This is a genomic window from Ancylobacter vacuolatus (assembly GCF_030813595.1).
Taxonomy (GTDB): Bacteria; Pseudomonadota; Alphaproteobacteria; order Rhizobiales; family Xanthobacteraceae; genus Ancylobacter; species Ancylobacter vacuolatus.
Genome location: NZ_JAUSUH010000001.1, coordinates 440,446 through 455,568 on the forward strand (window position 1 = coordinate 440,446; position 15,123 = coordinate 455,568).

General features: G+C 69.6%; 13 protein-coding genes. All 13 read left to right on the forward strand.

Annotation, left to right across the window (positions count from 1 at the left end):
- Positions 1-13: 13 nt before the first annotated feature.
- The 13 genes from ytfQ (at position 14) to J2S76_RS02180 (ending at position 15,029) form a co-directional block, all read left to right on the forward strand.
- Positions 14-979, forward strand: coding sequence for a galactofuranose ABC transporter, galactofuranose-binding protein YtfQ (ytfQ, locus tag J2S76_RS02120; RefSeq protein WP_307057065.1), 966 nt, complete (start codon positions 14-16; stop codon positions 977-979).
- A 215-nt stretch (positions 980-1,194) separates the two neighbouring features.
- Positions 1,195-2,730, forward strand: a complete 1,536-nt coding sequence (locus J2S76_RS02125) for a sugar ABC transporter ATP-binding protein (protein WP_307057067.1) — start codon at positions 1,195-1,197, stop codon at positions 2,728-2,730.
- 11 nt (positions 2,731-2,741) lie between these two features.
- A complete protein-coding gene (locus tag J2S76_RS02130) occupies positions 2,742-3,752 on the forward strand; it encodes an ABC transporter permease (protein WP_307057069.1) in 1,011 nt (336 codons plus the stop codon).
- Entirely contained in the window at positions 3,749-4,741 is a 993-nt protein-coding gene (gene yjfF, locus J2S76_RS02135; RefSeq protein ID WP_307057070.1) for a galactofuranose ABC transporter, permease protein YjfF, read from the forward strand. The genes J2S76_RS02130 and yjfF overlap by 4 nt, the downstream gene beginning before the upstream one ends.
- Positions 4,738-5,472, forward strand: coding sequence for a FadR/GntR family transcriptional regulator (locus J2S76_RS02140; RefSeq protein ID WP_307057072.1), 735 nt, complete (start codon positions 4,738-4,740; stop codon positions 5,470-5,472). Before yjfF ends, J2S76_RS02140 begins: the two co-directional genes overlap by 4 nt.
- A 12-nt stretch (positions 5,473-5,484) precedes the next feature.
- Positions 5,485-7,233 (forward strand): IlvD/Edd family dehydratase, encoded by a 1,749-nt coding sequence (locus tag J2S76_RS02145; RefSeq protein ID WP_307057074.1) that lies wholly within the window; start codon positions 5,485-5,487, stop codon positions 7,231-7,233.
- 8 nt (positions 7,234-7,241) lie between these two features.
- Positions 7,242-8,174, forward strand: coding sequence for a dihydrodipicolinate synthase family protein (locus J2S76_RS02150; RefSeq protein WP_307057076.1), 933 nt, complete (start codon positions 7,242-7,244; stop codon positions 8,172-8,174).
- 17 nt (positions 8,175-8,191) lie between these two features.
- Entirely contained in the window at positions 8,192-9,790 is a 1,599-nt protein-coding gene (locus J2S76_RS02155) for an aldehyde dehydrogenase (NADP(+)) (protein ID WP_370874690.1), read from the forward strand.
- Complete coding sequence (locus J2S76_RS02160; RefSeq protein WP_307057080.1) at positions 9,787-10,713, forward strand: Gfo/Idh/MocA family protein; 927 nt, start codon at positions 9,787-9,789, stop codon at positions 10,711-10,713. The genes J2S76_RS02155 and J2S76_RS02160 overlap by 4 nt, the downstream gene beginning before the upstream one ends.
- Before the next feature lie 15 nt (positions 10,714-10,728).
- A complete protein-coding gene (locus J2S76_RS02165; protein ID WP_307057083.1) occupies positions 10,729-12,534 on the forward strand; it encodes an IlvD/Edd family dehydratase in 1,806 nt (601 codons plus the stop codon).
- Complete coding sequence (locus tag J2S76_RS02170; protein WP_307057085.1) at positions 12,521-13,435, forward strand: SMP-30/gluconolactonase/LRE family protein; 915 nt, start codon at positions 12,521-12,523, stop codon at positions 13,433-13,435. The genes J2S76_RS02165 and J2S76_RS02170 overlap by 14 nt, the downstream gene beginning before the upstream one ends.
- On the forward strand, positions 13,435-14,361 hold the full coding sequence (locus tag J2S76_RS02175) for a 2-dehydro-3-deoxygalactonokinase (RefSeq protein ID WP_307057086.1): 927 nt from the start codon (positions 13,435-13,437) through the stop codon (positions 14,359-14,361). The genes J2S76_RS02170 and J2S76_RS02175 overlap by 1 nt, the downstream gene beginning before the upstream one ends.
- Positions 14,358-15,029 carry a 2-dehydro-3-deoxy-6-phosphogalactonate aldolase gene (locus J2S76_RS02180; RefSeq protein WP_307057088.1) on the forward strand — a complete coding sequence of 224 codons (672 nt, stop codon included), beginning with the start codon at positions 14,358-14,360 and terminating at the stop codon, positions 15,027-15,029. Before J2S76_RS02175 ends, J2S76_RS02180 begins: the two co-directional genes overlap by 4 nt.
- Positions 15,030-15,123 lie beyond the last annotated feature (94 nt).

Sequence of the window (15,123 nt, forward strand, 5' to 3'; positions counted from 1 at the left end):
GGGAGAAACGCCAATGAATCTCAGGGCATTGCTGCTTGCGTCCGCCGTTTCCGGCACGCTCTTCTCCGTCGGCGCGCAGGCCGCGGACATGACCATCGGCTTCTCGCAGATCGGCTCGGAATCGGGCTGGCGCGCGGCGGAGACCACCGTTTCCAAGGCCGAGGCCAAGAAGCGGAACATCAATTTCAAGATCGCCGACGCCCAGCAGAAGCAGGAAAACCAGATCAAGGCGATCCGCTCCTTCGTCGCCCAGGGCGTGGACGCCATCTTTCTCGCCCCCGTCGTCGCCACCGGCTGGGATTCGGTGCTTAAGGAAGCCAAGGAAGCGAAGATCCCGGTCGTGCTGCTCGACCGCGACATCGACCCGGCCGGCAAGGACCTGTACCTCACCGCCGTCACCTCCGACAGCGTGCATGAGGGCAAGGTCGCCGGCGAATGGCTGGTCAAGACCGCCGCCGGCAAGCCCTGCAATGTGGTGGAGCTTCAGGGCACCGTCGGCGCTTCCGTCGCCACCAACCGCAAGAAGGGTTTTGAGGACGGCATTGCTGGCGCCTCCAACGTCAAGATCGTGCGCAGCCAGACCGGCGACTTCACCCGTGCCAAGGGCAAGGAAGTGATGGAGAGCTTCATCAAGGCGGAAGGCGGCGGCAAGAACATCTGCGCCGTCTACGCCCATAATGACGACATGATGGTCGGCGCCATCCAGGCGATGAAGGAAGCCGGGCTCAAGCCGGGCACCGAGGTGCTCACCGTCTCCATCGACGCCGTGCCCGACATCTTCAAGGCCATGGCGGCCGGCGAAGCCAATGCCACGGTTGAGCTGACCCCGAACATGGCCGGCCCGGCCTTCGACGCGGTGATCGCCTTCAAGGAAAAGGGCACCGTGCCGCCCAAGTGGATCCAGACGGAATCGAAGCTCTACACCCAGGCCGACAACCCGATGGCGGTCTACGAAGCCAAGAAGGACCTCGGCTACTGAGCCTTGTCCGCGAGAGTTGCCAGACTTCCGCGAGAGGAAAAGGCTCCAATTCTTTGAGACTAGAGCGCTTTCGTGTCGATCGGGCGTTTCCACCCGATCGGATGAGGGCTCTCAGCGGGCGCCGCTGCGGCCCCTCGCCCGCAGCTCCTGCCCCGCGCGAGCCGGTTCTTCCTCCGGCCGGCTCGCGCCGCTTTCCTGCCGCTTCCGAGGCCGCCATGCACGCCACCGAAACGCTGCCGCCGCCGCTTCTGGCGCTCGCCGGCTTCTCGAAATCCTTCGCCGGCTTCACGGCTCTGGACCGCGTCGACTTCACCCTGCGTGCGGGCGAGATCCATGCGCTGCTGGGCGAGAACGGCGCCGGCAAGTCCACCCTCATCAAGGCCATGACCGGCGTGGTGGCGCGCGATGCCGGCACGATGAAGCTCGACGGCGTGGCGATCACCCCCCGCTCGGCGCAGGATGCGCTGGCGGCCGGCATCGCCACCGTCTATCAGGAGGTCAATCTCGCCCCCAATCTCTCGGTGGCGCAGAACCTGTTTCTCGGCCGCCAGCCGACCCGGTTCGGGCTGGTGCGCGAGGGCGAGATGCGCCGGCGCGCCCGCGCCCTGCTCAGCGAATTCGGCCTTTCCATCGACGTGGCCGCGCCGCTGGAGAGCTATTCGGTCGCCATCCAGCACATCGTCGCCATCGCCCGCGCCGTCGACCAGTCGGCGCGGGTGCTCATTCTTGACGAGCCGACCGCCAGCCTCGACGCGCATGAGGTGGAGGTGCTGTTCGCCGTCATGCGCCAGCTCAGCGCACGCGGCATCGGCATCGTCTTCGTCACCCATTTCCTCGATCAGGTCTACGCCATCTGCGACCGCATCACCGTGCTGCGCAATGGAAGGCTGGCCGGCAGCGCGCCGGTGGAGGAACTGCCGCGCCTCGACCTCGTGCGCCTCATGCTGGGTCGGGAGCTCAGCGAGGCAACCTCGCGGCGCCCTCCTGTCATCGAGGGCGAGGCCCGTGCCGATATCGCCACCTTCCGCGGCGTCGGCAAGGCGGGCACCATCGCGCCGTTCGACCTTTCCCTGCGCGCCGGCCATGTCGTCGGCCTCGCCGGCCTGCTCGGCTCCGGCCGCACCGAGACGGTGCGCCTCGTCTTCGGGGTGGACCCTGCCGATTGCGGCGCGGCGGAAGTTGGCGGCCGCGCCGTAACGATCGGCTCGCCGCGCGAGGCCATGGCGCTCGGCTTCGGCTATTGCCCGGAGGAGCGCAAGACCGAGGGCATCGTCGCCGAGCTCACCGTGCGCGAGAACATCGCGCTGGCGCTGCAGGCCCGGCGCGGTGCGCTTTCCCCGCTCTCGCGCCGCGAACAGGACGCGCTGGCGGCGAGGTTCATCGGCCTGCTCGACATCCGCCCGCCCGATCCCGAGCGCCCGGTCGGCCTGCTCTCGGGCGGCAACCAGCAGAAGGTGCTGCTGGCGCGCTGGCTCGCCACCGCCCCGCGCCTGCTGATCCTCGACGAGCCGACGCGCGGCATCGATGTTGGCGCCCATGCCGAGATCATCGGGCTGATCCGCGACCTGTGCCGAGAGGGCATGGCGCTGCTCGTCGTCTCCTCCGAGCTGGAGGAACTCGTCACCTATGCCGACGAGGTCGTGGTGCTGCGCGACCGCGCCCATGTCGCCCGGCTGAGCGGGGCGCAGATCGAGGTGTCCACCATTCTCGCCACCATCGCACAGGCGCCCGCCTGCGCGGATGCGGCGTGACGGAGGGCGGCATGGCATTGCGTCTTCCCCGCATCGGCACCTCGCAGATCGTCGCGCTGGGGCTCATCCTCGTCGCCAACTGGATCGTCTCGCCGCAGTTCTTCGACATCCGCCTGCAGGATGGGCGGCTGTTCGGCAGCCTGATCGATGTGTTCAACCGCGGCGCGCCGGTGGCGCTGCTCTCCATCGGCATGGTGCTTGTCATCGCCATGCGCGGCATTGATCTCTCGGTCGGCGCTGTGATGGCGATCTGCGGCGCCATCGCCGCCAGCCTCGCCGACAGCCATTCCCTCCCCGTGGTGCTGGCCGCCGCACTGGGCGCGGGCCTGCTTTGCGGCCTGTGGAACGGGCTTCTGGTCGCCGTGCTCGGCATCCAGCCCATTGTCGCGACGCTGATCCTCATGGTGGCGGGGCGCGGCATCGCCCAGCTCATCACCGAGGGGCGCATCGTCACCTTCACCTCGCCCGATCTCGCCTTTCTCGGCGGCGGGTCGGTGCTCGGCCTGCCGACGCCTGTTGTGCTGACGCTCGGCATGATGGCGCTGACGCTGCTGCTGGTGCGCGGCACGGCGCTCGGCCTGATGATCGAGGCGACGGGGGGCAATCCCCGCGCCAGCGCGCTGGCCGGCATCGGCACCCGGCTCATCACGGTGGCGGTCTATATGTGGAGCGGGCTGTGCGCCGCGCTGGCCGGCATCGTCGCCAGCGCTGATATTCTCGGCGCCGACGCCAATAATGCCGGGCTCTGGCTGGAGCTCGACGCCATCCTGGCGGTGGTGATCGGCGGCACCTCGCTGTTCGGCGGGCGCTTCTCCATCCTCCTCGCCGTGGTCGGCGCCTTCATCATCCAGGCGATGAACACCGGCATCCTGCTCTCCGGCTTTCCGCCCGAGACCAATCTGGTGGTGAAGGCGGTGGTGGTGCTCGCCGTGCTGCTCGCCCAGTCGCCGCGCCTTGGCGGGCATCTCGCCGGGCTCGGCGTGCTGTTCAAACGCTCGAAATCCGGAGGCAGGCGCTCATGATCCGTTTCCTGAGCCGGCTGACGCCGGTGCTCGCCACGGCTGCGGTATTCCTTGCCGGCTTCGTGGTGTGCGCGCTCATCTACCCCAATTTCGCCTCGCTGCGGGTGGTGATGAACCTGCTTACCGACAATGCCTTTCTCGTCATCGTCGCGGTGGGCATGACCTTCGTCATCATTTCAGGCGGCATCGACCTCTCGGTCGGCTCGGTCATCGGCTTCACCACCGTGTTCCTGGCCCTCGCCATCGAGCGCTGGGGCGTGCCGCCGCTCGCCGCCTTCGTGCTCATCCTCGTCATCTGCGCCGCCTTCGGCGCCGCCATGGGCGCGATCATCCAGTATTTCGAGCTGCCGGCCTTCATCGTCACCCTGGCGGGCATGTTCCTGGCGCGCGGGGTGAGCTTCCTCTTGTCGACGGAATCGCTGCCGATCACCGCCGACCTCTACGCCCATCTCTCCGAACACGCGCTGCGGTTCGGCGCCGGGGCGCGGCTTACCGTGCCGGCGATCATCATGCTCGTCGTCGTGCTCGCCGGCATGGTGCTGCTGCACCTCACCCGCTTCGGCGCCAATGTCTACGCGCTGGGCGGCTCGCGCACCGCCACCGGGCTGATGGGCATCAATGTCGGGCGCACGACAGTGCTGATCTACACCCTCTCCAGCGTGCTGGCCGGGCTCGCGGGCATCGTGTTCTCGCTCTACACCTCGTCGGGCTATTCGCTCTCGGCGGTGGGGGTGGAGCTGGACGCCATCGCGGCGGTGGTGATCGGGGGCACGCTGCTCTCGGGCGGCTACGGCTTCATCTTCGGCTCCTTCCTCGGGGTGATGATCCAGGGCCTGATCCAGACCTACATCAGCTTCGACGGCATGCTGTCGAGCTGGTGGGCGAAGATCGCCACCGGGCTGCTGCTGTTCGCCTTCATCGCCTTCCAGCAGCTCACCTTGCACCTGGCCCGCCGCTCCCGGCGCGCCCCGGCTGGAGCCCATCCATGAGAGCGCCCAACGCCTCGCAGATCATCATCATCCCGGCCCGGCGCTCGCATTCCAACCATGCGGAAGTGGCGCGCACCATCGGCATCGACATCATCGCCGGGCGCTATGGCGAGGGCGCCAAGCTGCCGGGCGATGCCGAGCTGACGCTGATCTTCGGCGTGTCGCGGCCGGTGCTGCGCGAGAGCGTGAAGACGCTGGTGGCCAAGGGCCTGCTCTCCACCAAGGCGCGGGTCGGCACGGTGGTGCGCGAGCGGGCCGCCTGGAACATGTTCGACGCCGACGTGCTGGCCTGGCATCTCGACGCCGGCATCGACAAGCGCTTCCTGCGCGACCTCTCCGAGATCCGCCTCGCGGTGGAGCCGCGCGCCGCCGCGCTGGCCGCCGAGCGCCGCAGCGCCGACGACCTCGCGCTGATGCGGCAGGCCGTGGCGCGGATGAAGGACCAGCCCGGCGCGTCGGAGAGCTTCGCCGAGGCCGACCTGACGCTGCATGTGGCGGTCGCCACCGCCTCGGGAAACCCGTTCATGCGCTCGATCGGCGCGGTGATCGAGGCGGCGCTGCGCGCCTCCTTCGTGCTCTCCGCCCCCGGCGACGCGCGCGAGCACGACATCGCGGTCGCCGCCCATGAGCGCATCGTCGAGGCGATTGCCGACGCCGATGCGGAGGCCGCCGCCGCCGCTATGACCAATGTGATTTTCAACGGCCTGCGCCGCCACGGCGCGGCCGGCTGAACAGGTGCCGAAATGAGCGATGACGGGTCGACCAACGACAACAAGAAGACGCTGCGCAGCCAGGCCTGGTTCGGCCGGCAGGACAAGATGGGGTTCTATTACCGCTCCTTCCTGAAGAATTCCGGCCAGCCGCAGGACCGTTTCGACGGCCGCCCGGTGATCGGCATCTGCAACACCTGGTCGGAGCTGACCCCCTGCAACATCCATTTCCGCGACCTCGCCGAACATGTGCGGCGCGGCGTGCTGGATGCGGGTGGCTATCCCTTGGAATTCCCGGTCTCCTCGCTCGGCGAGGTGACGATGCGCCCCACCGCCATGCTCTTTCGCAACCTCGCCTCGATGGATGTGGAGGAGGCGATCCGCGCTCACCCGCTCGACGGCGTGGTGCTGTTGATGGGCTGCGACAAGACCACCCCGGCGCTGCTGATGGGCGCGGCTTCCGCCAATCTGCCGGCCATCGGCGTGTCAGGCGGGCCGCAGCTGCGCGGCAATTACCGGGGCCAGATCATCGGCTCGGGCACCAACATCATCTCGATGAGCGAGCAGCTGCGCGCCGGCGAGATCACCATGGCCGAGTTTCACGAGGCGGAAGCGGGCATGAACCGCTCCTCGGGCTCCTGCATGACCATGGGCACCGCCTCCACCATGGCCTCGATGGTGGAAGCGCTCGGCATCGGCCTGCCGGAGAACGCCGCCATTCCCGCCGTCGACGCCCGCCGCAATTTGCTGGCGCGCATGGCCGGAAGGCGCATCGTCGACATGGTGCAGGAGGACCTGAAGCCCTCCGATATTCTCACCCGGGAAGCCTTCGAGAACGCCATCCGCACGCTGGCCGCCATTGGCGGCTCGACCAATGCGGTGGTGCACCTGCTCGCCATCGCCGGCCGTGTCGGCATCGACCTGACGCTGGCCGATTTCGACCGGCTCGGCCGCGACATCCATTGCCTGGTCGACCTGATGCCCTCGGGTCGTTTCCTGATGGAGGATTTCTACTATGCCGGCGGCCTGCCGGCGGTGCTGCGGGCGCTGGGCGAGCGCGGCCTGCTCAACAAGGACGCCGTCACCGCCAATGGGCGCACCATGTGGGAGAATGTCGCCACGGCGCCGAACTGGAATGCCGAGGTCATCACCCCGTTCGAGGCGCCGTTCAAGCCGGAGGCCGGCATCGCCATCCTCACCGGCAACCTCGCCCCGGATGGCGCGGTCATCAAGCCCTCCGCCGCCTCGCCGGAACTGATGGTGCACACCGGCCGCGCCGTGGTGTTCGAGAGCGTCGAGGAGATGCACCATGGCGTGAATGACGAGGCGCTCGACATCGACGCCTCCTGCATCATGGTGCTGAAGAACTGCGGCCCGAAGGGCTATCCCGGCATGGCCGAGGTCGGCAACATGCCGCTTCCCGCTAAGCTGCTGCGCGAGGGCGTGCGCGACATGATCCGGATTTCCGATGCCCGCATGTCCGGCACCGCCTATGGTACCGTCGTGCTGCATGTCGCCCCGGAAGCCACCGCCGGCGGGCCGCTGGCGCTGGTGAAGAATGGCGATCTGATCACGCTCGACGTGCCGGCCCGCTCGCTGCACCTGCATGTGAGCGAGGAGGAGATGGCCGCCCGCCGCGCCGCCTGGGTGGCGCCGGAACCGCACGCGACGCGCGGCTACCAGCGTCTGTATATCGACCATGTGCTGCAGGCCGATCGTGGCGCCGATTTCGACTTTCTGGTCGGGCGTTCGGGTTCGCCCGTTCCCCGCGACAATCACTGAGGTGCAGGATGACCAGCCTTTCCGCCGCCGGCCCGTATAAGGGCGTGTTCCCGGTCGCACCGACCGTGTTCGACGCCGAGGGCCGGCTCGATCTCGACGGCCAGAAGCGCGCCATCGACTTCATGATCGACGCCGGCTCGCACGGCCTGTGCATCCTCGCCAATTTCTCCGAGCAGTTCGTGCTCGCCGATGACGAGCGCGACCTGGTCATGACCACGGTGCTGGAACATGTGGCAGGTCGGGTGCCTGTCATCGTCACCACCACCCATTTCGCCACCCATATCTGTGCCGAGCGCTCGCGCCGCGCGCAGGAGGCGGGGGCGGCGATGGTGATGGTGATGCCGCCCTATCACGGCGCCACCTTCCGCGTGCCGGAAGCCTCGGTCTATGCCTTCTACAAGGCGGTCTCCGACGCGATCGACATCCCGATCATGGTGCAGGACGCGCCCGTGGCCGGCACGCCGCTCTCCGTGCCGTTCCTCGCCAAGATGGCGCGCGAGATCGAGAACCTCGCTTATTTCAAGATCGAGGTGCCGCAGGCCGCCAACAAGCTGCGGGCGCTGATCGAGGCCGGCGGGGATTCCATTGTCGGTCCGTGGGACGGCGAGGAGGCGATCACGCTTATGGCCGATCTCGACGCCGGGGCCAACGGCGCCATGACCGGCGGCGGCTATCCCGATGGCATCCGCCAGATCATCGACCCCTATGTCGCGGGCAATCGTGAGGCCGCGCTCGACGCCTATGAGCGCTGGCTGCCGCTGATCAACTATGAGAACCGGCAGGCCGGCTTCGCCACGGCGAAAATCCTGATGCAGGAAGGCGGCGTCATCAAGCACGACACGCTGCGCGCCCCGCTGCCGCCGGTCCACCCCGCCACCCGCGCCGGGCTGATCGAGCTGGCCCGCCGGCTCGATCCAATGGTATTGAAGTGGGGCAAGTGAGCGTGATCGCGCAGGAAATGGCCATGACCGACCTCACCGGCGCCGCCCTTCTCGGCTCCCGCGACCTCACCGGCGCCGCGACCTTCCGCGCCGTCGATCCCGCCACCGGCGCATCGCTGGAGCCGGCCTTCACCGAGGCCGGCCCGGCCGAGGTGGCGCAGGCGGTCGCGCTCGCCGCGAGCGCCTTCCCGCTCTACCGCGCCACCACGCCGGAAGCCCGCGCGGCCTTTCTCGACGCCATCGCCGCGAATATCGAGGCGCTGGGCGATGGGCTGATCGCGCGCGCCGCTGAGGAAACCGGCCTGCCCACCGCCCGCCTCACCGGCGAGCGGGCCCGCACCATGGGTCAGCTTCGCCTGTTCGCCAGCTGGGTGCGCGCCGGCGGGGCCGACGAGCCGCGCCTCGACAGCGCCCTGCCCGATCGCACGCCCCTGCCCCGGGCCGATCTGCGCCTGCGCCATATCGGCGTGGGACCGGTGGCGGTGTTTGGCGCCTCGAACTTCCCCCTCGCCTTCTCGGTAGCGGGCGGCGACACCGCCTCGGCGCTGGCAGCCGGCTGCCCGGTCATCGTCAAGGGCCACCCCGCCCATCCCGGCACGTCGGAACTGGTCGGCCGCGCCATCCGCGCCGCTGTGAGCGCCGCCGGCCTGCCGGAAGGCGTGTTCTCGCTGCTCACCGGCACCTCGCATGAATTGGGTTCCGCGCTGGTGGCCGATCCGCGCATCAAGGCGGTGGGCTTCACCGGCTCGCGCGCTGGGGGGCTGGCGCTGTGCCGCATCGCCGCCAGCCGGCCCGAGCCGATCCCGGTCTTTGCCGAGATGAGCAGCATCAACCCGGTGTTCCTGCTGCCCGCCGCGCTGGAGGCGCGCGCCGAGACGCTGGCCACCGGCTTTGTCGGCTCGCTGACCATGGGCGCCGGCCAGTTCTGCACCAATCCGGGCCTCGTCATCGCCCTCAGCGGCCCGGCGCTGGACCGCTTCATTGCCGCCGCTTCCCCGTTGGTGGCGTCGGCCCCCGCCGCCACCATGCTCACCCCGGGCATCGCCGGCGCCTATGCCAAGGGCGTCGCCGCCTTGGAGACCTGCGCGGACGTCACCGAACTCGCCCATGGCGCGGAGGGCGGCGCCAATGCCTGCCGCCCGGCGCTGTTCGTCACCGAGGCGGCCGCCTTCCTGCGCGAGCCGGTGCTGTCGCATGAGGTGTTCGGCGCCTCTTCGCTGGTGGTGCGCTGCGCCGATGCCGACGAGATGGCGGCCGTGGCCGGCGCGCTGGAAGGCCAGCTCACCGCGACCCTGCATCTGGACGCCGCCGACCACGCCCTCGCCGCCACCCTGCTGCCGGTGCTGGAGGACAAGGCCGGGCGCATTCTCGCCAATGGCTGGCCGACCGGCGTGGAGGTCTGCCACGCCATGGTGCATGGCGGCCCGTTCCCGGCGACCTCGGACCCGCGCTCGACCTCGGTCGGCACGCTCGCCATCCGCCGCTTCCAGCGCCCGGTCTGCTACCAGGACCTGCCGGACGCGCTGCTGCCCGCCGCCGTGCAGACAAGCAATCCGCTCGGCCTGCCCCGCCTTATCGATGGCACGCTGGTGCCCGCCGGGGAGGCGCGCTCATGAGCCCGATCCGTCTCGCCCTTGTCGGCCTCGGCAAGATCGCCCGCGACCAGCACCTCCCCGCCATCGCCGCGACGGAGGGCATCGAACTGGTCGCGGTGGCCAGCCGCAATGCGAGCCTCGACGGCGTCGCCCATTTCGCCACGCTGGCCGAGCTGCTGGCGAGTGGGGAGGCGATCGACGCGGTGGCGCTGTGCACCCCGCCGCAGGGGCGGCACGACCTCGCGGCGCTGGCCTTGAAGGCCGGCAAGCATGTGCTGCTGGAGAAGCCGCCCGGCGCGACGGTGAGCGAGCTCGGCCCGCTCGTCGCAGCGGCGGAGGTGTCGGGGCGGACGCTGTTCGCCACCTGGCATTCGCGCTTCGCCCCGGCGGTGGAGCCGGCCCGCGCCTTCCTCAGCGAAGTCGCCCCCCGCGCGGTGACGATCACCTGGAAGGAGGATGTCCGCGTCTGGCATCCCGGCCAGCGCTGGATCTGGGAGCCGGGCGGGCTCGGCGTGTTCGATCCGGCGATCAACGCCCTGTCGATCCTCACCGCCATCCTGCCGCGCGCCGTGTTCGTGACCGGGGCGGAGCTGTCCTTCCCGTCCAATTGCGCCGCGCCCATCGCTGCGACGGTCGATCTGGCCGATGCGGGCGGGCTGAAGGTGCACGCCGATCTCGATTTCCTGCAAACCGGGCCGCAGAGCTGGGACATTGCTGTTGAGACCGACCGTGGCACGCTGCTGCTGTCACATGGCGGGGCGAAGCTGACGCTGGACGGGCAGGTGCTGAGCGCCCAGCCCGAAGCCGAATACCAGAACATCTACAAGCACTTCGTCGAACTTGTTGCCGAGGGGCGGTCGGATGTCGACCTCGCCCCGCTGCAGCTTGTCGCCGATGCCTTCCTGCTGGGCCGGCGCGTCGACGTCGCACCGTTCCACGACTGAGCCGAGGATACCCCAATGCACGGCAATGCGCCGAAAAGCGACCGGCCCCTGCGCTCCCGCGCCTGGTTCGACAACCCGGACAATATCGACATGACCGCGCTCTATCTGGAGCGCTACCTCAATTTCGGCCTCAGCCAGGAGGAACTGCAGAGCGGCCGGCCGATCATCGGCATCGCCCAGACCGGGTCCGACCTCTCTCCCTGCAACCGCCACCATCTCGAACTTGCCAAGCGCACCCGCGAGGGCATTCGCGAGGCTGGCGGCATCGCCATCGAATTTCCGGTCCACCCGATTCAGGAAACCGGCAAGCGCCCCACTGCCGGGCTCGACCGCAACCTCGCCTATCTCGGCCTTGTCGAGGTGCTCTATGGCTACCCGCTCGATGGCGTGGTGCTGACCATCGGCTGCGACAAGACTACCCCCGCCCTGCTGATGGCGGCGGCGACGGTGAACATTCCCGCGATCGCGCTTTCCGTCGGGCCGATGCTGAATGGCTGGTACAAGGGCGCGCGCACCGGCTCGGGCACCATCGTCTGGAAGGCACGCGAATTGCTGGCCGCCGGCGAGATCGACCATGCCGGCTTCGTCAAGCTGGTCGCCTCCTCGGCGCCTTCGACCGGCTATTGCAACACCATGGGCACGGCGACGACGATGAACTCGCTCGCCGAGGCGCTGGGCATGCAGCTGCCCGGCTCGGCCGCCATTCCCGCGCCCTATCGCGACCGGCAGGAAATCGCCTACCGCACCGGCCTGCGCATCGTCGAGATGGTGCGCGAGGACCTCAAGCCCTCCGACATCCTCACCCGCGACGCTTTCCTCAACGCCATCCGGGTGAATTCGGCGATTGGCGGCTCGACCAACGCGCCGATCCATCTCAACGCGCTGGCCCGCCATGTCGGGGTGGAGCTGTCCATCGACGACTGGCAGACTTATGGCGAGCATGTGCCGCTGCTGGTGAACCTGCAGCCGGCGGGGGAATATCTCGGCGAGGATTATTACCATGCCGGCGGCGTGCCGGCGGTGGTGAACCAGCTGATGGGCCAGGGCCTGATCGCCGAGGATGCGCTCACCGCCAATGGCCGCACTCTCGGTGCCAACTGCGCTGGCGCCAGCATCCAGGACGAGGCGGTGATCCGCCCCTATGACCAGCCGCTGAAGGAGAATGCCGGCTTCCGCGTGCTGCGCGGCAATCTGTTCTCCTCCGCCATCATGAAGATGAGCGTCATCAGCCCGGAATTCCGCGTCCGCTACCTCTCCAACCCGGACGACCCGGAAGCTTTCGAGGGCCGCGCCATCGTGTTCGACGGGCCGGAGGACTACCACGCCCGCATCGACGACCCGGCGCTGGCCATTGACGATATGTGCGTCCTGTTCATGCGCGGCGCCGGCCCGGTCGGCTATCCCGGCGCGGCGGAAGTGGTGAACATGCGGGCGCCGGACTACCTCATCAAGGCCGGCGTCCATGCCCTGCCCTGCATCGGCGACGGCCGCCAGTCCGGCACCTCAGGCTCGCCCTCCATCCTCAACGCCTCGCCGGAAGCGGCGGTCGGCGGCGGGCTCGCCTTGCTGCGCACCGGCGACCGGATCCGCATCGACCTCAGGCGCAACAGCGCCAACATGCTGGTGGCCGAGGAGGAACTCGCCCGTCGCCGCGCCGAGCTGGAAGCCGCTGGCGGCTATGCCTACCCCGCCAGCCAGACCCCCTGGCAGGAGATCCAGCGCGGCCTCGTCGGCCAGCTGGAGAGCGGCGCCGTGCTGGAAGGGGCCGTGCGCTACCAGCGCATCGCCCAGACCATGGGGATGCCGCGTGACAACCATTAGCGCCCCGCCTGCCGCGCCGGCGGCGACCCCGGCCACACTGCTCGGCGCCGAGCGCTGTCATCTCGGCGAGGGCCCGGCCTATGACGCCGCGCGCGACACCGCCTGGTGGTTCGACATCGTGGAGAAGCGGCTCCATGAGGCGCGGCTCGGCACGGGCGCCATCACCGCGCACGCGCTGCCTGTCATGGCGAGCGCGCTGGCCATGGTCGATGCGGAGCGCCAGCTGCTGGTCACTGAGGGTGGGCTGGCGCTGCGCGACATCGCCAGCGGCCGGCTGGAGAGCGTCGCCACTGTGGAGGCCGACAAGTCAGGCACCCGCTCCAATGACGCCCGTGTCCACCCCGGCGGTACCTTCTGGTTCAGCACCATGGGGCGCGCGGCTGAGCCCGGCGCCGGCACAATCTATGCCTTCCACGCCGGCAGCGTGATCCCGCTTTTCCGCGCCGTCACCATTCCCAACGCCATCTGCTTTTCGCCTGACGGTACGCTCGGCTATTTCGCCGACACGGCCCTCGGGGAACTGTACCGTGTGCGGCTCGACCCCGTCTCCGGCCTGCCGCTGGAAGCGCCGAGCGTGCTGCACCGGCATGGCGGCGCGGGCGGCCTCGATGGCGCCGTCACCGATGCCGAGGGGCTGATCTGGTGCGCCATCTGGGGCGGGGCGCGGCTCAATGCCTATTCGCCGGCGGGTGATCTGGTCCGCAGCGTTGCCACCCCGGCCCTTCAGACCAGTTGCCCGGTCTTCGTCGGGCCGGGCTTTGATCGCGTGCTCGTCACCTCGGCCTGGGAGGGCATGGACGCGGCCACCCGCGCCGCCGACCCGGAACATGGGCGCACCTTCCTCATCGACATCGGCGCCAAGGGCCGTGCCGAGCCGCGCGTCCGGCTGGGAGGCCTCTGATGCCGCGCGTCTCCCATATCGTCGTCGACTGGGGCACGTCGAGCTTCCGCCTCTGGGCGCTCGACCGCGCCGGCGCCGTGCTGGGCGAGCGGCGCAGCGCGCAGGGGCTGGCCGCCTCGGCGGCGGAGGGTTTCGAGGCGGTGCTGGAAGCCCATCTCGAAGCGCTCGCCATTCCCGAGGGCGTGCCGGTCATGATGTGCGGCATGGTCGGCTCGCGCGCCGGCTGGGTGGAGGCCGCCTATGTCGCCACCCCCGCCGGGCTCGACGGGCTGACCGAGAAGGCCGCTCATGTCCCCTCCGCGCGGCGCCTCATCCGCATCCTTCCCGGTCTCGCCCAGCGCGGCGCGGAGGGCGCCGACGTGATGCGCGGCGAGGAAACCCAGCTGCTGCCGCTGTTGCGCGACGGCTTCGAGGGGCTCGCCTGCCTGCCCGGCACCCATTCCAAATGGGTGCGGGTCGAGGCTGGCGCGGTCGGCGGCTTCGCCACCTTCATGACCGGCGAACTGTTCCATCTGCTGCGCAGCGCCTCGATCCTCGCCCCGGCGGTGGAAGGGGCGGCCGCCGTGGACCCCGGCTCGGACGCCTTTGCCCAGGGCGTGCAGGACGGCCTGGCCGAACCGGACATGCTGGGCAACCGGCTGTTCCGCCTGCGCGCCGCCTGGCTGCTGGAAGGCGTGGCGCCGGAGACGGCGCTGGCGCGGCTGTCCGGCCTGCTGCTCGGGGCGGAACTCGCCGGGGCGGCGCGGTTCGGCGGGCGGGGGCCGGTCGCGCTCATCGCCTCCGGCCCGGCGGCTTCGCTCTACCAGGTGGCGCTGGCGCTGGCCGGCATCGCCTCCGTCACCACGCATGATGCCGAGGCCTGCGTGCGGGCCGGGCTGCACGCCGCGGCCGTCAGCGCCTTCCGGCTGGAAAGGATCTCCGCATGAGCGCCCCCTTCACTCCCCGCATCGCCTGGCCTTCGCTGCAGCGCGGGCTGGTCGCCATTCTGCGCGGCATCCGCCCGGAGGAGACGGAGGCCATCGTCGCCGCGCTGATCGAGGAGGGACTGGAGGCGATCGAGATCCCGCTCAACTCGCCGGACCCGTTCGCCTCCATCGAAGCCGCCGCCCGCCTGGCCCCGGACCATGTGCTGATCGGCGCCGGCACGGTGCTGGCGGTGGAGCAGGTCGACCTGCTCAATTATGCCGGCGGCCGGCTGATGGTGAGCCCGAATGTCGACCCGCAGGTGATCGCCCGCGCCAGCGCCCACGGCATGGTGACGATGCCGGGCGTGCTGACCCCCACGGAGGCGTTCGCGGCATTGAAGGCGGGGGCGTCGGGGCTGAAATTCTTCCCCGCCAATCTGCTTGGCCCATCGATCATCCAGGCGATTTCGGTGGTGCTGCCGCCGGGAACGGTGATCGGCGCGGTGGGCGGCGTCGGCGAGAAGGAATTTTCCGCCTATGCGAGCGCGGGCATCCGCACTTTCGGCCTCGGCTCCAGCCTGTACCGGCCGGGCGCCACGGTGGGCGAGGTGCGGGCGAAGGCGCGCGCGGTGGTCGCCGCCTATGACGCCGCTTTTCCTTCCATCGAGACATGGCGCGCCGCCCAGTGAGGCGCGCGCCCTCGCGCGGGATTCCCCGCCAAGAAACCGGAACGCCAAAGGCGACCGCTCAACAAACGAAACGTGAAACGCTCAAGGAGCCGAC